Consider the following 18,969-nt stretch of genomic DNA (forward strand, 5'->3'; position numbering starts at 1 on the left):
TCCACTCTTCGCTTCTGGATACCCCCAGGGTATTCTAGAGTGCTGTGAGGATGCCTGATAGTCGAGCGAAACTCCGCGGAGTTGACGGGTTTTCCGGGTGCGTCGACTTAGGGTGTCGGTGTGTGGCGACTGGAGAGAAAAAGCGACAACGACGACATCCTGTCGGAGTTCGACGACCGTGCTGCCCCGATGTCTCTTGCGGCGACATCGCCGCACGCCCTGAGCCTCGGCGATCCGAGCCTCGTCGCCGGCAACATCGCCGAACCCGCCTGGACGCGGTGGCGCGAGGAATTGAGCGGAATCGGCGGCCGTTCGCCACTGCTGCACTTCGACGACAAGCCTCGCACGCGCATCGAGCTCAGCGTGACCCATCCCGGTGGACTCCCGCAGTTTATCATCGGCAAGACGACGCTCCTCTCGAGCCTCATCCGCGACGAGTTGGCGTTGCGCAATGCGCGCCTCGCGGCAGGGGCGATCACGCAGAAGGGCATCGAGCTGCGCTCCATGCGCGGTATCGAAGCCGTGCACCTCGCGATCGGTCTCGCCCAGTGGCGTTTCGGCGAGGAGGAGTTCCTCGCCCCCGTGCTGCTCAGGCCGCTCGCCATCCGTCGCTACGGGCGTGACTTCGAACTCAAGCTCAAGGGTCAGCCGTACCTCAATCCCGAACTCGCCCGTGCCCTGCACGAGCAATTCCAGATCACCCTCGACGCCGACGCCTTCGTCGCCCTCGCCATCACCAACGGGGCGTTCAAGCCGCAACCTGTGATCGACCGGCTGCGCGGGCTCACCTCGCACCTCGCCTGGTTCAACGTGATGCCGCGCCTCGTCGTGTCGTCGTTCGCCGATGTGGGCCGCAGCATGGCGGCGGATGCCGCCAAGCTCGACCACCCCGTGATCGACGCGGTCGCGGGCAACCCGAGTGCCCGTGTCGCGCTCGAGGGATCGTACAACCCGGTACAGACGGTTGGGCAGGATGCCCGCCCGCCCGCGACCGACACGCTGTTGCTCGATGCGGACCCCGAGCAGGAGAACGTCGTCGCGCAGATCGCCGCGGGCAACTCGCTCGTGGTGAAGACCCTGCCAGGAACCGGTGGGACCCAGACCATCGTGAACGCGCTCGGCTCGCTCGTCGCGCAGCACAAGCGAGTTCTGGTCGTGAGTGCCCGCCGTTCAACGCTCGACGGCATCACCCACCGGCTCGCGCAGGTGGGGCTTCCCGGAGTCGCCGTGACGACGCGGACGCTGCGCCGCGACGTCATCCAGTCGATCACCCGCAACGAGAAGACGACGAAACCGAAGGTGAGCGATGTCGACGACGCGCTTGTGCGCTTGCGCAAGGTGCTGCTCGACTACCGGGCCGCGCTCACGCGACGCGACCCGGTGCTCGGCGTCTCGGTGCTCGACGCTCTTGGCGAGCTCGCCCGTCTCTCGCTCCTGCCGACGCCGCCCTCGACCACCGCACGCCTCGACCGAGACTCCGTCGAAGCGCTCGCACACGGCCGTGCCTCCGCGGCGGAATCGCTCATCAAGGCCGCCGCGCTCGGCGAGTTCCGCTACGGCCCAGGCGACTCGCCATGGTACGGTGCCGCTTTCAGTTCCACCGCCGAGGCTGGCGCTGCGCATGAGCTCGCCAAGCGGCTCAACAAGGTCGAGCTTCCCCGCCTGCTCGAGCGTGCCAGCGGACTCATCGCGCAGACCCGCCTGCGCCCGTTCGAGTCGATAGCCGAGCTCGGCATCTATCTGCGGCTGCTTCTCGACATCCGCGAGACGCTCGACAAGTTCCAGCCGTCCGTCTACGACCGCTCGCTGACGGAACTCATCGCGGCCACCTCTTCGCGCCGTGATTCTCCCGAGATGGCCGGAGCGAACCGTCGTCGACTGCGCAAGCTCGCCCTCGAATACCTGAGGCCGGGCGTGCACGTCACCGACCTCAACGATTCCCTGCGTCGCATCCAGCAGCAACGCACCCTGTGGCAGCGGTATGTCGTCGCGGGGTCTACGCCCGAGGTGCCCGTTGGCATCGCCGATGTGCATGTCGCCTTCCAGCGGGTCTCCGAAGACCTCGCACGCCTCGACCAGCCACTCGGCGTGGCGGGTTCCGGCCGCCAGCTCGCCGCGCGCCCCATCCGCGAGCTCATCTACACGCTCTCGGGGCTCGCGGCGGAGTCGGAGGTGCTCGCCAATCTGCAGGAGCGCACAGCGTTGCTCTCCGAACTGCGTAGCCTCGCCCTCGACCCGCTGCTCAGGGACCTGTCACAACGACACGTGCCAGAACAGGATGTCGCGGCCGAGCTCGAACTCGCCTGGTGGCAATCCGTGCTCGAGTCGATGCTCGCGGGAGACAAGGCCTTGCTCAACGCGAACACGCAGGTGCTTGACCGCCTCGAGGCCGATTTCCGCCTCGTCGACGAGGCGCACGCATCGTCATCCGGTCAGCTGCTCGCCTGGCTGCTCGCGGAGACCTGGAAGATCGGCGTCGTTGACTGGCCCGAGGAGGCGGATCAACTCCGTCGGCTGCTGCGCGCAGAGCACACCACGCCCGACTCGCTCCATGCCGCCGCCCCGCACCTCGCGCGCGTGCTCGCGCCGATATGGCTCTCCTCGCCGTATGAGGTCGCGTCGATCGGGGATCAGGTCTCCTTCGACTCCGTGCTGCTGGTCGATGCGGGCGCGACGACCTTCGCCGAGAACCTCGGGGCGATCCGGCGCGCCAAGCAGATCGTGGCCTTCGGCGACCCGGTCACGCAGACGCCGTCGCTGTTCGAGACCGGGCTCGCGGAATCGGGGGATGCGGCAGCCGGCGGCGAGGCGAACGTCGACGCGTTGCACGCCGACTCGGCGCTCGCTCGACTCGGGGAGTTGTTGCCGACCCTGACGCTCACGCGCAGCTACCGTGCTGGCGGAGAAGACCTCGCCGAGCTCGTGAACCGCCGTTTCTACGCCGGGCGGATCGACTCCCTGCCGTGGGCCGGGAGTTTTCTCGGTCATGGCAGCCTGACCCTCAACTACGTCGCGGGCGGGCACGGAATGCCCGATGCCGACAGTGGTGCGGTGGAGAGCGTCGACGCCGAGGTCGCGAAAGTCGTCGAACTCGTCATGGACCACGCTGTGAAGCGTCCCCGTGAGTCGCTCATGGTGATCACGGCGAGCGCCCGCCACGCGGTGCGTGTGCACCAGGCGGTGCTCGCGGCGTTCTCGAAGCGCACCGATCTCTCCGACTTCATCCTCAAAGATCGCGCGGAGCCGTTCACGGTGCTCACGCTCGAGCAGTCCGTCGCCCAGAGTCGCGACCGGGTGGTCTTCTCGATCGGTTACGGCCGCACGCCGCACGGCAGGCTGTTGTCGAACTTCGGCGCGCTGGGCGAGCCCGGCGGCGATCGGCTCCTCGCCGTCGGCATGACGCGCGCGCGACGCTCGATGGACATCGTCTCCTGCTTTCGCCCGGAGGACATCGACGAGAGCCGGCAGGGACACGGGATTCTCGCCCTCGCCCAGGTGCTCTCGCAGACCGAGGCGCGCGAGGCGGAGAGGCATCTGCACGACGACAGTGAGCCGATGCTCGTCGACCTCGCCGGCAGGCTCGAGAAGATGGGGCTCACTGTCGCCCTCGGCCACCGCTCGAAGCTCGCGCTCGCGGCATCCTACGCTGGTCGTGCGGTCGTCATCGAGACGGATGCCTCGGTCGGCACCGCCAGCCTGCGGGAGTCGCTGCGGTTGCGCCCGGAGGTGTTGCGCCGCCTCGGTTGGCACTACCTGCGCGTGCACAGCTTCGAACTGTTCAGCGACCCGGATGCGGTCGCCGCTCGGGTGGCGTCGGTGCTGGGCTTCCCACGCCCGTAACCCCTCCTCCCTTCCTTCCTTCGCGAGACTGCCCCTCCGCGAGACTGCCCCTCCGCGAGACTGCGTGAATCGTCGAAAAGAGCCCTCTTTTCGACGATTCACGCAGTCTCGCGGAGAGGTCGTAGGCTTGAGAGGATGTCAGAGAGGCCGAAGAGCACACCGCGTCAGTCGGTCGAACGAGTACCGGGGCGCTCCCGTCGTGCTCGGCTCACGCCGGTCCAGGGAACGGACGTGAGCCCCGAGGGTCCTGTCGAGCGTGAGGAACGGGCGCCGGGCGTTGGGGGAGCGGCATCCGCCGATCCGAATGACGAGAGGCTTCGGCTGGATCGCCCCCCGCACTGGTAGAACGGCGAACCGTTGGCAGGGCGGCGAACCAACCGCTGGTAGAACGGCGAACCGCTGGTAGAACGGCGAACCGCTCAAGCGTGGTGCTTGCCCTCACCCGCGACGAGCGCGTCGCGGATCTCGGTGAGCAGGTCCAGCTCGGTGACGGGTGCACCCTCTTCGGCCTGCCCGGACTTGCGGCGCGCCTCCTGCGTCTCTTTGAGTTTGTTGATCGGCAGCACGAAGACGAAATAGACCACGGCGGCGATGATGATGAAGTTGATGATGGCGGCGACGACGACGCCGAAGCTCAGTATCGCGTCCGTTCCAGGGATCGGCACGTTCATCGCGGTATTGAGGCTCTCGGCCTTGAAGATCGCCCCGATGAGCGGATTGAAGATGCTGTTCACAAGCGCCGTGACGACGCCCGTGAACGCGGCGCCGATGACCACGGCGACGGCCAGGTCGATGACATTGCCACGCATGATGAATTCGCGGAAGCCCTTGAGCATGGTCTGTTTCCTCTCTGTTCGCCGAATCGTCAGGACGCGGCGGAAGCGCCGCTCGACTTTCCGGATGCTGAGGAAACGCTAGCCGATGACGAGGATTCCTTCTTCGACGGCACTCCGGATGCGCCCGAACCGGTCGATCCGGAATCCGACCCTGATGAGGCGCCCGAATCCCCGGAGCCCGAGGTTCCGCCGCCTTCCGAACCAGTGCCGCGCGAATCCGTGCGGTAGAAGCCGCTCCCGTTGAATGTCACGCCGATGGAGTTGAACACCTTGCGGAGCTTGCCACCGCAGACCTCGCACAGGGTGAGCGAATCGTCCGTGAATGCCTGATAGATGTCGAAGGCGTTGTCGCACGCGGTGCAACGGTAGGAGTATGTGGGCACTGGGTCTCCATGCTCGTTAGGCGGCGCGGCCGCAGGAATTCAGAACGAGAGGATTCTCGTCGGCGTCACGACGCCGTCGACCGGTTGGTCGTGCACCTCACGCGGAACCTCGTCGACGATCTCGCTGTCGAAGAGCACCGCATACACCGGTGGACATCTTTCCATCGAACCCAGGGTCTTGTCGAAATAGCCGCGTCCCCAACCCATGCGCATGCCGCTCCCGTCGACGGCGGCGGCTGGGACGACGATGAGATCGACGTCGTTGATGACGATGGGGCCGAGCAGTTCTCCGACCGCCTCCGGAACGCCGTAGAGGCCCTCGGTCTCGACATTCTCCTCGCCGACCGTCCAGTCGAGCAGGCCGTCGTCACGGGAGATGGGGAACAGTACGCGGATGCCCTGCGCCTCGGCCCAGTTGATGAAGGGACGGGTGTTTGGCTCGCTCGGCGCGGAGAGATAGCAGGCGATCGACCGTGCGGACAAGTCAGCAGCGACTGTCTCGAGATTCCTGGTGAGACCCGTGGTGGCGGCCTCGCGCTCGCGTTGCGACATATTCTGTCGTCGCTCGCGCAGTTCGGCGCGCAGCGCGCGCTTCTGATGAGCTGGATCGGAGGCCATGCCATCATCCTAGGCGGTAGGCAACCCGTCACTCAGAGCGTGGAGTCGGTGCGACACGCGGGTCAACGCGGCTTGGCCGCAGGCGACGCGCACCTCGAAGCGGGAGTAGAACCCGGCATCGCGCCCACGGTTCGCGTAGCATTCGTCACCGGTCGCACTCGGCACCTTCTCGGCGAAAGCGTCGGCGCACAGCCACGGTCGTGCGTCGCGTTCGCGGCACCCGTCCACGATGGCCTGTCTGGTTTGCCGCCGTTTCGTATGCCCCTGGAACGCGACTCGCTACCCTGGAGGGATGAAGCATCGCACAACGAAGGCTGTCATTCCCGCGGCGGGACTGGGCACCCGCTTCCTTCCGGCCACCAAGGCCATGCCCAAGGAGATGTTGCCGGTCGTCGACAAGCCGGCCATTCAGTATGTTGTGGAGGAGGCCGTGAACGCCGGGCTTACCGACGTCTTGATGGTCACGGGACGCAACAAGAACGCCCTCGAGAACCACTTCGACCGGGTGACCGAGCTCGAGAACACGCTCGAGCAGAAGGGCGACCTGTCGCGCCTCGCGAAGGTCAACGCTTCGACGGATCTCGCCGACATGCACTATGTGCGGCAAGGAGACCCGCTCGGCCTCGGCCACGCCGTACTGCGGGCGAGGATGCACGTGGGCAACGAGCCCTTCGCCGTGCTGCTCGGCGATGACATCATCGACGAGCGGGATGTTCTGCTCAGCCGAATGCTCGAGGAGCAGGAGAAGCGTGACGCCACGGTCATCGCGCTGCTGGAGGTCGATCCCGACTCGATCCATCTCTACGGCGCCGCCGCGATCGAGGCGACCGACGACCCTGACGTCGTGCGGGTCACTGGCCTGGTGGAGAAGCCGTCCCGTGAGGACGCGCCGTCGAACTATGCGGTCATCGGACGTTACGTGCTCAAGCCGGAGGTGTTCGGCATCCTCGCACGTACCGAGCCGGGTAAGGGCGGAGAGATCCAGCTCACCGACGCGCTTCAGGTGATGGCTGCGAGCCCCGAGGCGACGGGCGGGGTCTATGGCGTCGTCTTCCGTGGGCGTCGCTATGACACCGGTGACCGACTCGACTACATCAAGGCGATCGTGCAGCTTGCGGTCGACCGAGAAGATCTGGGACCGCAGCTCCGCCCGTGGTTGCGCGACTTCGCGAGCCACCTCGACTAGCCTGGATCCGTCCACCCGGGCTGCTGCCCCCGAGAGACGGGCTGACCGTGCCTACCGCTATTCCCACACTGCGCGAGGGCGCCATATCCCTGCGTCCCATCCGGCTGCGGGATGCGAAGGCGCTCGAGCGGGAGCTGCTCGACAACCGTTCGTGGCTGAGACAGTGGGAGGCGACGAGCCCGCATGGACCGGGTGTGTTCGACATGCGCACGAGCATCCGAAACCTGCTCGCCAACGCGCGGAGCGGCCTGGGTCTGCCCTTGGTGATCGAGTATCAGGGCCAGGTTGCCGGTCAGCTCAACGTCTCGTCGATCGTGCACGGCTCGCTGTCGTCGGCGACGATCGGCTACTGGGTCGCCGAACGCTTCGCCGGGCGATCCGTCATGCCGACGGCCGTGGCCCTCGCGACCGACTACTGTTTCTACCAGTTGGGATTGCACCGCATGGAGATCTGCATCCGGCCGGAGAACGCGCCCAGCCTGCGTGTCGTGCAGAAGCTCGGTTTCCGCTACGAGGGGCTGCGTCGTCGTTACATCCACATCAACGGGGACTGGCGGGACCACTTCTGCTTCGGCCTCGTCGTGGAGGAGCTGCCGCAGGGCGTGCTGAGGCGCTGGCTCGACGGCGAGGCCCCGATGGATGCCGCCGAGGTGAGCGCGTCGGACCTGACCGCGGTCGCCCGTCCACTGCGTGTCGCGGATCGATGACACACCCTTCGCGCTCCGGAGACTTGGCAGCCACGCCTCTACCGTAGTGACCATGGGTGGTGAGGCGTTCGGCGGAGGAGTCATGGTGGCGGTCGCCGCCGGGCTCTGGCTCGCCTACTTGCTGCCGACCTGGCTGCGCCGCAGGCAATACCTCGCGACCGAGCGCAATGCCGTGCTTCTCCAGCAGACGCTGCGCATTCTCGCCGAGACGGCGGAGACGCCGCGCGAGGTGCAGGTCGAGGCCACTGCGCGAGACGTCGCTGCCCAGTCGCGGATCCTGCGGGAGCGCGAGGCCGCCGCCAGCGCGAGGCTGAAAGCCGAGGCTGAGGCAGCCGCCGCGGAGCGTCGACAGGCGGAGGCCGCGCGCGCCGCCGCCGCTCGGGCCGTGGCCGCCCGGCTCGCCGCGGACCCCGCGGCCGTCGCCCGTGGGCGCCGTCGTTCCCTGCGTCGCTGGCGGGCGTTCGCCTCGCTCGTGCTTCTCGTCTCCCTCGCCATCGTCATCGCGGGCTGGGTGCTCGGCGCCGTCGCGGGTGCCTGGACCATGTTCGCTCTCGGATGTGGCGGGGTCGCCGTCGCTTTCTCCGGCCTCTCGGCGCTCGCCGGCGCCGGTCGCGCCGTTCCGCCGGTGACCGCCGCCGGTACCCCCTCCGGGCGCGTCGTCGCTTTCGAACCGGTCGAATGGGAGGATGCAGCGCCTGCTTCTCTGAGCTGGACCCCGCGGCCTCTGCCCAAGCCCCTCTACCTCTCGCGAGGGTCGATCGCCGCGACCGCCATGGCATCCGTGGACGCCGCCGCGGAGCTGCGCAAGGCGGCCGCCCAGGCAGAGCTCGCCGTGCGTGCCGCCCGCCTCGATCCGGCGGTCACGCCCATCACACGCTCGCGACCGGTCGCTGTGCCGGGCGCGGTATCCGAGCGGGGGCCGGTGTCGGCAGCTGCATCTGCCGCTCGCGAAGATGCGACGCGCGAGGACGCTGCAGGCCGCAGCCGTTTCGCCGCCATGGGCGTCGTCGGCGAGACCGAGCCGGGAATAAGCGACCTCGACGCCGTGCTTCGCCGCCGCCGCGCCGTGGGCTGACCCGTGTCATCTGCGCTCACATCCGTGTCCATGTTGGTGTTCGTGTCGTGAGTGACTCGACGGGCGAACTCCCGATGGGCGACCCAGCCTGCTCGCAGATGTCTGCCCGGAATGAGGCTTGTACGTGACAGACCCGCAGCGCGTGCGTGTCCGAGTGCGAGGCGGGACTCCCAACCCCGCGAGCTGTAGCAGGCCCTGGGCGCCGCCACCCGAGGAATGCTCGAAGCGCCTCCGAAGCGGTGGTATCGTGGATATTCGCACGGGCCTATGGCGCAGTTGGTAGCGCGCCTCGTTCGCATCGAGGAGGTCAGGAGTTCGAATCTCCTTAGGTCCACAATTGTGATGAGTCGCGACAGAGGTCTCGCCTGAGTCGCGATAGAGGTCATATCAGAAAGCTTCTGGCCATCGGCCGGGGGCTTTCTGTGTGTTGTGCCAGTAGCTGCGGTCGGGGTCGATGGTGTTGGTGGCGATGACTTCGCCGGTGTCGAGGTGGATGACGGTGACGGTGGCGTTGTCCGCGATGGCGAGGACACGTTTGCCGTGGTGTTCGGTTCCGATGCCGAGGTGGTGCATGCGTCCGGCTCTGCGGAAGCTGGTCTTCGCGTTCGTTGCGATGTGGTTGTATCGGAGCCTGTGGTGTCTGGGCATCTGCGGCTCGGCGGGGAGTGCTTTCGGGCTGGCCCGGTATGCGGCTGCGGGGGGTTGCACGGTCGTTGGCGGCGATCTTCGCGGCGGGCTGGGCGTAGAGCAGGATCAGGCAGGCTGCGGCGCGGTCCTCGACGCTGGCGCTGTCGGGATCGTGTAGGAGTCGGCGGGAGAGGGCGAGCTGGTCCTCGGGGTCGATGTCGTGGCCGGGATCCTTCATCTGCGCGATGGGATCGAGTAGTCGCGCTTGGGGAAGGTAGCCGCCTCGTTTGAGCCAGCGGATGAAGATCAGGCGTGCGCTGCGGTTGGTGCTGAGCCAGGCGTCGGCACAGGTTTGCGGGCAGTCGTCGAGGTTGTGGCCGAGAGCGGTGAGGTGGTCGAGGAAGGCATGAGCGGCCTGGATGTCGCTGAGCACAGGTCGCAGGTTGCGCCCTGGTAGAGGATCGCGAGGTGGGAGCCGACGGTACTCAGTCTTCCTGGCTGGCGACAGTGGGTATTGTTGCCCGAAGAATCCACCCGTCGGCGGTGCGTCCCGCTTCCAGATGCCCGCTGTTTCGTGCGAGACGTTGCCGTGCGCGGCTCAGGCCGCGTCCGCCGGGGTTGTCTTCCCGCAAAGCGGAGTCGAGGGATGCGATGTTCTTCACGACGAGTTCGACCAAGTTCGATTGAGCATGGATGTCGATGCTCGCGGACCGGGAGTTCGGGGCGTGTTTGATGATGTTCGTGACGGCTTCGATTGCGGTCTCGGTGAGGAGCCGTTCCGCCAACGGCGAGATAGTCAGCGAGGTGCTCGGCGCAGAAACCTTGGTCGGGATCCCCGCGTCCTTGAGCAGAGTGCCCAGGGACGAGCTGGCGTCCACGACGTGCCCGTCGTATCTGGGCGCGTGGGCGCCAGGTGCTTCGGTTTTCGTGTCCTGCATCAGTGAGAGCAGGGACTGGATATTCTGGAGAGCCTGTGCGGCAGACTCCTCGATTGTGGTGAGCGAGACTTGGCGCGCTGCTTCGTCCGGCTGTCTCGGCAGAGCGCGAGTGTGGAACAGGATGAGCGTGAGGTCGTGGGCAATGCCGTCGTGGAGCTCATCGGCGATCCGCTCCTGTTCCTCGCGGGCGATCGCTTCGAGATTTTTCACGACGCGGGCACGTTCGGCAACGAAGATTGACTCTCGTGCGGCCACGAGCCGGAACGCGACGCCCGCCAGGAGGGCGATCACCGCGATGCCCGCGATGCCGAAGACCCCGCCTCCGGTGAGGGCCGAGCCGTTCAAGGCGATGTCCGCCGTCAGGACGCTCAACAGCACAACGTGCACCACTATCACCCAGGGGGCGCAGGTCGCTGCAACCAGACCGAGGGCGATCGCAAGTTCGAGCAGGTCTCCACCGCTCCGGGTGAAGACGGCACCCACGCTGCAAATCACCATAACGATGAACGCAGCCGTCATCGGATGCCAGGCGAACGCGCTGAGGCCCGCATAGAGAGCGACCGCCAGAAGGTCGTATCGCGTGAACTCTGCACTCGCGACAATGAACCCTATCGCGATGCACAAGAGCACGCCCACGGCCGCGACCAGGAGAAGCCGTGCCACGGGATGGAGTGAGCGCTGCTCCCAGAAGGTGCGCGAGCGGAGCATCCGAGCGATGGACGTCCGCGCGGCCTCGTCGAGCACCATCTCCCGACTATCTTCGGGGGATGCGAAGCCTTCAGGCACAGATGCCCAACATCTTACAGAGCCAGTCACCCAGGTTACAGAGCCAGTCACCCAGGTCGGCGTTGGCCCCGGTAATTTCTCGAATGACTACTCCAACGATCAGTCCCACGCTGCTCTCCTTATCTCGGGCCGCGGATCGACGCCGGCCCGCGAGCTCGACCTAAGCCCGCAACGCGGCATCTTTCACCCAGCCTAGGCGCGTGATCTGTGGGGTCGCGAAAGCGTGGCCCCAGGGCTAAGGATCAATCGGCCGGGCCGCGGTATCGTACTGAGGTGAGTGAGGTCGTGCGTGTTCTCGTCGTTGATGACGAGGCTCTGGTGCGACATGCCCTGCGTGCATTCGTCGCCGCCGACGATCGCGTCACGCTGGTTGGTGAGGCAACCGACGGCTCTGAGGTCGTAGAGGCCTGCAAGGCATCGAACCCCGATGTCGTGCTTATCGACATCAAGATGCCTGAGGTTTGCGGAGTCGAGGCGACGAGGCGGATCCTGGAATGGAATCCGCGCTGCCGTGTCGTGGCGCTGACGACCTTCACCACCGAGTGGCGTGCGCTCCAGGTTCTGCGCGCGGGAGCCTGCGGGTACCTTGTGAAGAACTCGACGCCGGATCAGATCATCGACGCTGTCGTCGCGGCCCATGCCGGCGACCGCGTCGTATCTCCTGACGTGCAGAAGAGATTCGTGCGCGCAGCGATAGAGGCGGGCGGTCAGCAACGTACCGATGCGCCTGCGTTAAGCGACCGCGAGCGGCAGATCGTCGACCTGATCGCCAAGGGACTCTCCAACGCCGGGATCGCTGAGGCACTCCGCTACTCCGAAGGCACGGTGAAGGCGGACATCCGCCACATCAACCACCTGTGGAGCGTCGAGAACCGCCTGCAGATTGTGCTCCGGGCGACCGAGCTGGGGATTGTCAGCCTCTGATCCGACCTTGTGGATCGCGCCCTTAGCCCCAGGGCTACGAGTCCCTGCCGAATCTTGAGCGGCCGGGCGACGACGGTCATGATGCAAGTGTCCAGCTCGGGAATCGGCTGGATGTTGGAGGGAAGTACTCCACCACCACCATCAGCAAGGAGTCTCAAGTGTCAGTTGCAGTAATGCCACTCTCCGCAGTGGTGAGGTCGGTCGATGCGGTGTCATCGGTCGTGGAAAACATCGCGGGATACGGGCGGACGGCGTCGACTGGCGCCTCTCCTGCTCTTCGCGGTCATCGCCGTCGCAGCAGCCGTCGTCGCCATCGCTATCATGGGACTCGCCGCCGCTTGGCTGATGTACTGTACGGCCAACTGGCCCGGCTCGTGGCCGGCAGTGGGCGTACCTACCGAGAAGAACGGGTTCTACTACTTCGGCTGCGTGGTCCCGCAGTAGGAGTCATCATGGTAACCATGTTGGACATCCAATCCGTCACAAAGAAGTACGGCAAGCATAAAGTGCTTGGTCCTGTATCCGTGTCGCTGGAACAAGGCCGTTACTACGCGCTTCTAGGCCCAAATGGTGCGGGAAAGACTACCCTCCTGCATATTTTCATGGGTTTGACGAGTTGCTCGTCCGGCGTGGTTACCGTGCTCGGCACGTCGATTGACGATCCCGAGGCACGGCGGCACATCGGTTTCAGTCCAGATGACGTGCCGTTTCCCGAAAGTCTGACTGGCTGGGAGTTCCTCGAGCTCCACAACCGACTGCGCAAGCGGGACGATTCCGAGAGGTGTCTCAAACTGTCGGGGCTATTCCAGATTAAGCACGCGCTCGATCAGCAGATATTTGAGTACTCGCATGGTATGCGCAGGAAACTGCAATTCGTCGCCGCGGTGTCGCACGAGCCGGCCCTACTCGCGCTCGACGAGCCGTTCCGCGGATTGGACCCTCGGTCATCATTCCTGCTACGGACCTTCCTGCAGAAATACGTCGACGCGGGCAACACTGTTCTTGTTGCAACCCATGACATGCTTCGAGCCGAACGGGACGCAAGTGAGCTGATCTTGCTAGACAACGGCCTTATTCGCTCCCGGGGGTCTGCGGCTGACATCCGGGCGGAAGCTACGGGGTCACAATCTCTCGAAGAAGCATTCAACGCTCTTACCATCGACCGCAAAGCGGCCGCGATTGACGACGAGATCCTCGCGGATCTCACAACAATAAGGAGGTAGGGATGCGGCGTTCAATTGTGTTCGGCGTGATTGCAGGAATTTTTACCGGCATCATAGCTCTTGCGCTTGCCATGGTGGTATCCCTCGCGCTCACATTCACTAACGGTGCAGAAGTGGTCATCCCGGGGATCTTCGAATCGTGGCCGGGCAGTGCCCCCAATGGCTCCCCCCAGCTTCGGTTCCTCCCGAACTTCGCTGGGATGGGGATCGCGCTCATTGCGTGGACAGCGGTTATCACGCTCCTCTTCGTCTATCTCGCAAAGCCGCGTCGCCGGGCGGCGGAGGGCGCAAAGGCGCAATAGTGTCTCCCGCAGGGGTCGAAGGGAACCGCGGGATAGATAGGTTCTGACATGGTGATTGCCCACGACGTCGGGGAGGCCAAACACCGTTTTAACGCACAGCTTTACGCACAGCCCCGCGCGTCTAACACACAGCCCCCGTGAGGCCGCAGCTGCGCTAGGTTGACTCGTTGGCCGAGATTTCTTCTTGCTCGGATGTGATCGCCCAACTTGCTAGGAGGCGGAGCGCGTCCGCGGTCGGCGTGTTTGGCGCTGCGGTGTAGACGAGCAGCGTGAGTCCTGGGTCGCTGGGCAGTTCCATGGCCTCGAAGCTGAGTTCAAGGCTTCCGACGACGGGGTGGTGGAGTTTCTTGAACCCGGTGCGATGGAAGCGGACGTTGTGGGCCGCCCAGCGTTGCCGGAAGGTCTCGCTGCGGGTGGAGAGTTCGCCGATGAGGTCGGTGAGTGCTTTGTCGTATGGGTGGCGTCCGGCTTCTTGGCGGAGCATGGCGGCGATGTCGTCGGCGGCTTGCTCCCAGTCGGCGAAGAACTCTTTCGACGCGGGGTCCAGGTAGGTGAAGCGGGCGTTGTTGGCGGGTCTGCGCGGATCGGTGAGCATGGGGGAGTAGAGGGCGCGTGCTAACCGGTTGCTGGCGAGCATGTCATGGCGGTCGTTTCGGACCCAGGCGGGGGCGTCCGTGATCGCGTCGAGCACGTGCTGAACGGATGGCCGGACCTGTTGAGCCAACGGGCGTCGCGTGCGGTCAGGTGCTGGTCCCGCTTTGCGGGCGAGGTCAAACAGATAGTCGCGCTCGGCCTCGTCGAGCTGGAGGGCGCGGGCGAGCGATTCGAGCACCGTATCGGATGCGCCCGACAAGGTGCCGCGTTCGAGGCGCACGTAGTAGTCGACGCTCATGCCGGCGAGCATGGCGACTTCTTCACGGCGCAACCCTTTCACGCGGCGGTTGCCGCCGTAGGCCGGCAGCCCGGCCTGCTCGGGGGTGATCCGGGCGCGTCGGGACGCGAGAAACTCGCGCACATCATCCCGATAGGCCATGACATCGACGGTACGCCATCTGCTTGGCTAAGAGGGAGGCACTGGCGTTACCTGCAACGACTGTCACTCCTGCGCCCGCGCGGACCTATCCTTTACTGGAATCACTGCCGTCGTCGATTGCCGTCGTCGATTTCCGGGCGGCTGACTGCTGAAAGGATCTCATGCGAGCCACCTATATTTTCGGTGCCGGGGACGTCCGCGTCCTGGATGCACCAGACCCGAAGATCCTCCAGCCCACGGACGCGATCGTGCGGGTGACCCGGGCTTGCATCTGCGGTTCCGATCTGCATCCCTACCACTCCCTCCTGGCGAAGCCGGGCGGGCAAACGATCGGTCATGAGTTCATCGGTGTGGTCGAAGACGTCGGCGTCGACGTCACCACCGTCAGGAAGGGTGATTTCGTGATCGCCCCGTTCGCGATATCCGACGGGACGTGCGAGTTCTGTCGCGAGGGGTTGCAGACTTCGTGCGAGCACGGCGGCTTCTGGAACGATGCCGCCTTCGGCACGGCCGGCGCCCAGGCTGAGGCGGTGCGGGTTCCGCTGGCTGATGGCACCCTCGTGATGGTGCCGGGCACGGTCGACGAGGCCCTCTATCCGGGACTGTTGACTCTCTCCGATGTGTACGGCACGGGTTGGCACGCCGCTGTCCGTGCCGGTGTGACGACCGGTGACGCGGTCGCAGTCGTCGGCGACGGCGCGGTCGGGCTGCTCGCGGTCCTCTCGGCGAAACAGCTCGGCGCCGAGCAGATCATCCTGATGGGTCGCCACGAGGCCCGCACCGATCTCGGTCGGGAGTTCGGGGCGACGGATGTCGTCGCCGAGCGTGGCGAGAAGGGCATTGCGAAGGTGCTTGAGCTCACTGGCGGGCGCGGCGTGCGCAAGGTTCTCGAAGCCGTCGGCCATTTGCCGGCCTACGAGCAGGCGGTCGGCATCGTTCGCGCCGGCGGTGTGATCTCCCGCGTGGGTGTGCCGCAGTACGACCAAGGTTCGATCGGGTGGCCGTTCTTCGGCAAGAACACCACCCTCACCGGCGGTCCGGCGCCCGTGCGCGCCTACATCGGGCAGCTCATGCCTGCCGTCCTCGACGGCGCGGTGCAGCCGGGTAGGGTCTTCGACCGCGAGATCGGTCTCGAAGAGGTGCCCGATGGTTATCTCGCCATGAACGACCGCACCGCGCTGAAAGTGATGGTTCGCCCGTGACCGATTCTGAACTCACACTGGCGCAGCGCGCCATCGGTGACTTCGCGCCGAAGCTCGTCGAGCTCACCGACGACGTCCTGTTCGGAGACGTCTGGGCCCGTTCCGAACTGCCGCGGCGTGACCGCAGCTTGATCACCGTCGCGAGTCTCGTCACCTCCGGCAGCACGGAGCAGTTGGTCGGTCATCTGCGTATCGCCAAACAGAACGGTCTGACCGAGACTGAGTTGAAGGAAGCCATCATCCATCTCGCGTTCTACGCCGGCTGGCCGAAGGCCATGTCTGCCATCCAGCTCGCCAAGCGGGTATTCGCTGAAGACGAAATCGAAGGGGGCCCATCATGAGCGGTTGGACCGGATCCGAGCTCGAGCGCATCGGTCGTGCCGACGAACTGCGCATCGCCTCGCGGCGCAAGGATGGAACGCTGCGCCCCTTTGGCACCATCTGGGCGGTATGCGTCGATGACAGCATCTTCGTTCGCTCTGCCCATGGCCCCGAGAACCCGTGGTTCGTTCGTGCGCAGCGCGCCGGAGCCGGGCGCATCCAAGCAGGCGGAGTCGAACGCGATGTCATCTTCACGGAGGCGGACCCGGGCGACCAAGAGACCATCGATGCGGCTTATCACCAGAAGTACGACCGCTACGGGCAGAACATCGTCGGCTCCGTCGTCGGCGAGAGCGCGCATGCGGTCACACTGCGTCTAACACCAACCGCTCCATTTGAAGGAGAGTCATGACCATCACCGTTACATTGAACAATGGTGTCACCCTGCCTGCGCTCGGTTTCGGCGTTTTCCAGAGCCCGCCAGAGGAGACCGCACAGGCTGTCGAGGTCGCTCTGCGAACCGGCTACCGGCACATTGACACCGCCGCCGCGTACGGCAATGAGCGGCAGGTCGGCGAAGGGCTGCGCCGGTCCGGTGTCGACCGTGCGGAGGTTTTTCTCGAGACCAAGGTGTGGGTCTCCGACTACGGCTATGAGAAGACGTTGCACGCCTACGAGAAGGCGACCCGCAAGCTCGGGATGGAGCAGCTGGACCTGCTGATCCTGCACCAGCCCGCCCCCGACCGGTTCGAGCAGACCATCGCCGCCTACAAGGCGCTCGAGACCCTGCTCGCCGACGGCAAGGTGCGGGCGATCGGGGTCAGCAACTTCATGCCCAGCCACCTGGAGCAACTGCTCGACCAGACGAACATTGTGCCGGCCGTGAACCAGGTGGAGCTGCATCCGTACTTCACCCAGCTGGAGGTGCAGAAAGCGGATGCCGCGCACGGCATCCTGACCCAGGCGTGGTCCCCGATCGGCGGCATCACCTTCTATCCCGGCTTCGGCGATGAGCGTCGCAGCGTCATGGACGACCCAACCGTGCAGGCCATTGCACGGGATCGCGGCAAGACGGCCGCGCAGGTGATGCTGCGCTGGCACCTGCAGGAAGGCCGCTCGGCCATCCCGAAGTCCACCAACCCCACGCGCATCGCCGAGAACTTCGACGTCTTCGACTTCGAACTCAGCACCGACGATCTGGCCCATATCGACGCCCTCGACACCGGTGTGCGGGGCGGCCCAGACCCCGACACACCGCGGCCCGAGTTCTTCGCCCGGGTCATTCCCGAGGCGTAGACGACACCGCCAAGCACGAAAGACAGAACACGATGAGGATCGAAGGCAAGCAACCCACGGTGAGAGGGCCCGAGACGACGTTCACCGGTGACGTCTGGGTCGACGCGATCGCGTTCCCACACGAGGACCGGCAACGCATGGTCGTCAGCCGCGTCCGTTTCACCCCCGGCGCCCACACCGCATGGCACTCCCATGCACTCGGCCAGACCCTGCACGTCACCGAGGGGATTGCGCTGATGGGTACCCGGGACGGCACGGTCGTCGAGGTGTACCCCGGCCAGACCGTCTACACACCCCCGGGTGAAGAGCACTGGCACGGTGCGACACCCGACGACTTCATGGAACACCTCGCCATGCTCGACAACGGCGACGACCCGGCCACCACAACCACCTGGCTCGAACACCTGGGCGACGCCGAATACCGGCGCCCCTGACCTATCCGCATCCAGAACCAAAGAGGGATCCGCGATCTCGCCGTATCAAATCACGTAACCTGCTCGTCATCTGTGTCAGCGCAGGAATCACATTGGTCTCTGAGGAGGATTTCATCCACGATACTGACGCGGTGGTGGGAGGGCTTCACTGTTCGGGCACCAGGACGGTTTGGTCGCTGAGCCGACACGTCGTGAGGCAAGTCCGGGTCGACAATCCGCCGGCGTCCTGCTGTGGTTGCTGATGGCTGCCGTGCTGGAACAACCCGTGTGCTTGGGAGCGTGGTGCTTCACCATTGCGTCACCTGGCCACGCGCAGAGAAGCTCGAATCCGCACCAACGGCGAGCTATGGTCGGAGACATGACTATTCAGCGGATGGACAACGTCGCCATCGTCGTCGACGACTTGGACGCCGCCGTCGCGTTCTTCACCGACCTAGGCATGGAGTTGGAAGACACAGGGGCGATCGAAGGCCTTTGGGCGGACCGCACCGTCGGACTCGACGGTGTCCGGAGCGACATCGCGATGATGCGGACCCCGGACGGCCACAGCAAGTTGGAGCTGACCAAGTACCACACCCCCGCGGCGTCCGGCGCCGAGCCGGAGAATCCGCCGCCCAACACCCTGGGTCTGCATCGCGTCATGTTCGCCGTCGACGACATCGACGACACTATTGCCCGCCTGCGCGCACACGGTGCCGAACTCCTCGGCGAGGTGGCGCAGTACGAGACCATCTTCCGGCTCTGCTACCTTCGCGGCCCCGCGGGCATCATCGTCGCGTTGGCCGAACAGATCGGCTGACAGGAGCCCGCCGCCCTGGGGAATGGCGCCGACAAACGCGACGTCGTCGCACCCGGCTGTTGTCTAAAAGCTGAGACGACAGGTTCATCGCCCCGACCTCGCTCGCCAGGTTCGGATCCCGGCGCTCCGAGCCTGGGCGGCGGGCTCCGTGAGCGCTGTCACAGCCACGAGACTGCCGGTGCGCTGGTCCGGATCAAGACCGGGAGCTCGAAGGTCCGCAGTGTGCCCTGGGGGGATTCCGGCGCGCACCACCAGCGCCCACAGTTCTTCGTGGCTGACGAGCCCAGCCGGGTCGAGCCGCCTCACGGCCGACATGCCCCGCACGATCGGCCCCGATACCACGCGGCGATTCGCCCACATCCTGGCATCCTGAAAGGCTCGCACGGTGAAGGCGGACATCCGCCACATCAACCACCTGTGGAGCGTCGAGAACCGTCTG

General features: G+C 65.6%; 21 protein-coding genes and 1 tRNA gene. 15 read left to right on the forward strand and 7 right to left on the reverse strand.

Annotated features, from left to right (window positions below; all coding sequences use genetic code 11):
* The first annotated feature begins 120 nt into the window (after window positions 1-120).
* The gene (locus ACFQB0_RS13530) at window positions 121-3,840 is read left to right on the forward strand and encodes an AAA family ATPase (protein ID WP_386732608.1); all 3,720 of its coding nucleotides are present in this window, start codon (window positions 121-123) and stop codon (window positions 3,838-3,840) included.
* Between the two features lie 419 nt (window positions 3,841-4,259).
* On the opposite strand, the gene mscL is transcribed toward ACFQB0_RS13530, so the two are convergent.
* Genes mscL through ACFQB0_RS13550 form a run of 4 tightly spaced genes read right to left on the reverse strand, consistent with a single transcriptional unit; the run spans window position 4,260 to window position 5,905 of the window.
* Entirely contained in the window at window positions 4,260-4,676 is a 417-nt protein-coding gene (gene mscL, locus ACFQB0_RS13535; RefSeq protein WP_386732611.1) for a large conductance mechanosensitive channel protein MscL, read from the reverse strand.
* A gap of 29 nt (window positions 4,677-4,705) precedes the next feature.
* Window positions 4,706-5,059 carry an FmdB family zinc ribbon protein gene (locus tag ACFQB0_RS13540; protein ID WP_386732613.1) on the reverse strand — a complete coding sequence of 118 codons (354 nt, stop codon included), beginning with the start codon at window positions 5,057-5,059 and terminating at the stop codon, window positions 4,706-4,708.
* A 39-nt stretch (window positions 5,060-5,098) separates the two neighbouring features.
* Window positions 5,099-5,677, reverse strand: coding sequence for a 5-formyltetrahydrofolate cyclo-ligase (locus tag ACFQB0_RS13545; RefSeq protein ID WP_386732616.1), 579 nt, complete (start codon window positions 5,675-5,677; stop codon window positions 5,099-5,101).
* 9 nt (window positions 5,678-5,686) lie between these two features.
* A complete protein-coding gene (locus tag ACFQB0_RS13550) occupies window positions 5,687-5,905 on the reverse strand; it encodes a hypothetical protein (RefSeq protein WP_386732619.1) in 219 nt (72 codons plus the stop codon).
* 64 nt (window positions 5,906-5,969) lie between these two features.
* On the opposite strand from ACFQB0_RS13550, the gene galU reads away from it, so the two are divergent.
* The 4 genes from galU to ACFQB0_RS13570 all read left to right on the forward strand — a co-directional run bounded on the left by galU (window position 5,970) and on the right by ACFQB0_RS13570 (window position 8,979).
* On the forward strand, window positions 5,970-6,863 hold the full coding sequence (galU, locus tag ACFQB0_RS13555) for a UTP--glucose-1-phosphate uridylyltransferase GalU (protein WP_386732622.1): 894 nt from the start codon (window positions 5,970-5,972) through the stop codon (window positions 6,861-6,863).
* A 47-nt stretch (window positions 6,864-6,910) separates the two neighbouring features.
* Entirely contained in the window at window positions 6,911-7,570 is a 660-nt protein-coding gene (locus ACFQB0_RS13560) for a GNAT family N-acetyltransferase (protein ID WP_386732624.1), read from the forward strand.
* Window positions 7,571-7,622: 52 nt separating this feature from the next.
* Window positions 7,623-8,645 carry a hypothetical protein gene (locus ACFQB0_RS13565; protein WP_386732627.1) on the forward strand — a complete coding sequence of 341 codons (1,023 nt, stop codon included), beginning with the start codon at window positions 7,623-7,625 and terminating at the stop codon, window positions 8,643-8,645.
* Window positions 8,646-8,906: 261 nt separating this feature from the next.
* A tRNA-Ala gene (locus tag ACFQB0_RS13570) sits at window positions 8,907-8,979 on the forward strand.
* A gap of 53 nt (window positions 8,980-9,032) precedes the next feature.
* Here the strand turns inward: ACFQB0_RS13570 and ACFQB0_RS13575 are convergent.
* Together ACFQB0_RS13575 and ACFQB0_RS13580 are read right to left on the reverse strand one after the other, a co-directional pair.
* Window positions 9,033-9,293, reverse strand: a complete 261-nt coding sequence (locus ACFQB0_RS13575) for a hypothetical protein (protein ID WP_386732630.1) — start codon at window positions 9,291-9,293, stop codon at window positions 9,033-9,035.
* A 464-nt stretch (window positions 9,294-9,757) separates the two neighbouring features.
* Window positions 9,758-10,957, reverse strand: a complete 1,200-nt coding sequence (locus tag ACFQB0_RS13580; protein WP_386732632.1) for a sensor histidine kinase — start codon at window positions 10,955-10,957, stop codon at window positions 9,758-9,760.
* Between the two features lie 312 nt (window positions 10,958-11,269).
* On the opposite strand from ACFQB0_RS13580, the gene ACFQB0_RS13585 reads away from it, so the two are divergent.
* The 4 genes from ACFQB0_RS13585 to ACFQB0_RS13600 all read left to right on the forward strand — a co-directional run bounded on the left by ACFQB0_RS13585 (window position 11,270) and on the right by ACFQB0_RS13600 (window position 13,445).
* A complete protein-coding gene (locus ACFQB0_RS13585; RefSeq protein WP_386732635.1) occupies window positions 11,270-11,920 on the forward strand; it encodes a response regulator in 651 nt (216 codons plus the stop codon).
* A 204-nt stretch (window positions 11,921-12,124) separates the two neighbouring features.
* On the forward strand, window positions 12,125-12,364 hold the full coding sequence (locus ACFQB0_RS13590) for a hypothetical protein (RefSeq protein ID WP_386732638.1): 240 nt from the start codon (window positions 12,125-12,127) through the stop codon (window positions 12,362-12,364).
* 8 nt (window positions 12,365-12,372) lie between these two features.
* Window positions 12,373-13,143, forward strand: a complete 771-nt coding sequence (locus ACFQB0_RS13595) for an ABC transporter ATP-binding protein (protein WP_386732641.1) — start codon at window positions 12,373-12,375, stop codon at window positions 13,141-13,143.
* 2 nt (window positions 13,144-13,145) lie between these two features.
* On the forward strand, window positions 13,146-13,445 hold the full coding sequence (locus ACFQB0_RS13600; RefSeq protein WP_386732644.1) for a hypothetical protein: 300 nt from the start codon (window positions 13,146-13,148) through the stop codon (window positions 13,443-13,445).
* A 154-nt stretch (window positions 13,446-13,599) separates the two neighbouring features.
* Here ACFQB0_RS13600 and ACFQB0_RS13605 read toward each other — a convergent pair whose 3' ends face one another.
* Window positions 13,600-14,478 (reverse strand): helix-turn-helix transcriptional regulator, encoded by an 879-nt coding sequence (locus ACFQB0_RS13605; RefSeq protein ID WP_386732645.1) that lies wholly within the window; start codon window positions 14,476-14,478, stop codon window positions 13,600-13,602.
* 161 nt (window positions 14,479-14,639) lie between these two features.
* On the opposite strand from ACFQB0_RS13605, the gene ACFQB0_RS13610 reads away from it, so the two are divergent.
* The 6 genes from ACFQB0_RS13610 to ACFQB0_RS13635 all read left to right on the forward strand — a co-directional run bounded on the left by ACFQB0_RS13610 (window position 14,640) and on the right by ACFQB0_RS13635 (window position 18,530).
* Window positions 14,640-15,680, forward strand: coding sequence for an alcohol dehydrogenase catalytic domain-containing protein (locus ACFQB0_RS13610; protein WP_386732648.1), 1,041 nt, complete (start codon window positions 14,640-14,642; stop codon window positions 15,678-15,680).
* Window positions 15,677-16,021 carry a carboxymuconolactone decarboxylase family protein gene (locus ACFQB0_RS13615; protein WP_386732651.1) on the forward strand — a complete coding sequence of 115 codons (345 nt, stop codon included), beginning with the start codon at window positions 15,677-15,679 and terminating at the stop codon, window positions 16,019-16,021. Before ACFQB0_RS13610 ends, ACFQB0_RS13615 begins: the two co-directional genes overlap by 4 nt.
* On the forward strand, window positions 16,018-16,413 hold the full coding sequence (locus ACFQB0_RS13620) for a DUF2255 family protein (protein WP_386732654.1): 396 nt from the start codon (window positions 16,018-16,020) through the stop codon (window positions 16,411-16,413). The genes ACFQB0_RS13615 and ACFQB0_RS13620 overlap by 4 nt, the downstream gene beginning before the upstream one ends.
* Complete coding sequence (locus tag ACFQB0_RS13625) at window positions 16,410-17,297, forward strand: aldo/keto reductase (protein ID WP_386732656.1); 888 nt, start codon at window positions 16,410-16,412, stop codon at window positions 17,295-17,297. Before ACFQB0_RS13620 ends, ACFQB0_RS13625 begins: the two co-directional genes overlap by 4 nt.
* A gap of 32 nt (window positions 17,298-17,329) precedes the next feature.
* Complete coding sequence (locus ACFQB0_RS13630; protein WP_386732659.1) at window positions 17,330-17,731, forward strand: (R)-mandelonitrile lyase; 402 nt, start codon at window positions 17,330-17,332, stop codon at window positions 17,729-17,731.
* A 358-nt stretch (window positions 17,732-18,089) separates the two neighbouring features.
* A complete protein-coding gene (locus ACFQB0_RS13635; protein ID WP_386732662.1) occupies window positions 18,090-18,530 on the forward strand; it encodes a VOC family protein in 441 nt (146 codons plus the stop codon).
* Window positions 18,531-18,969: the final 439 nt, after the last annotated feature.

Origin of the sequence: Luethyella okanaganae (genome assembly GCF_042660285.1) — a bacterium.
GTDB lineage: Bacteria > Actinomycetota > Actinomycetes > Actinomycetales > Microbacteriaceae > Luethyella > Luethyella okanaganae.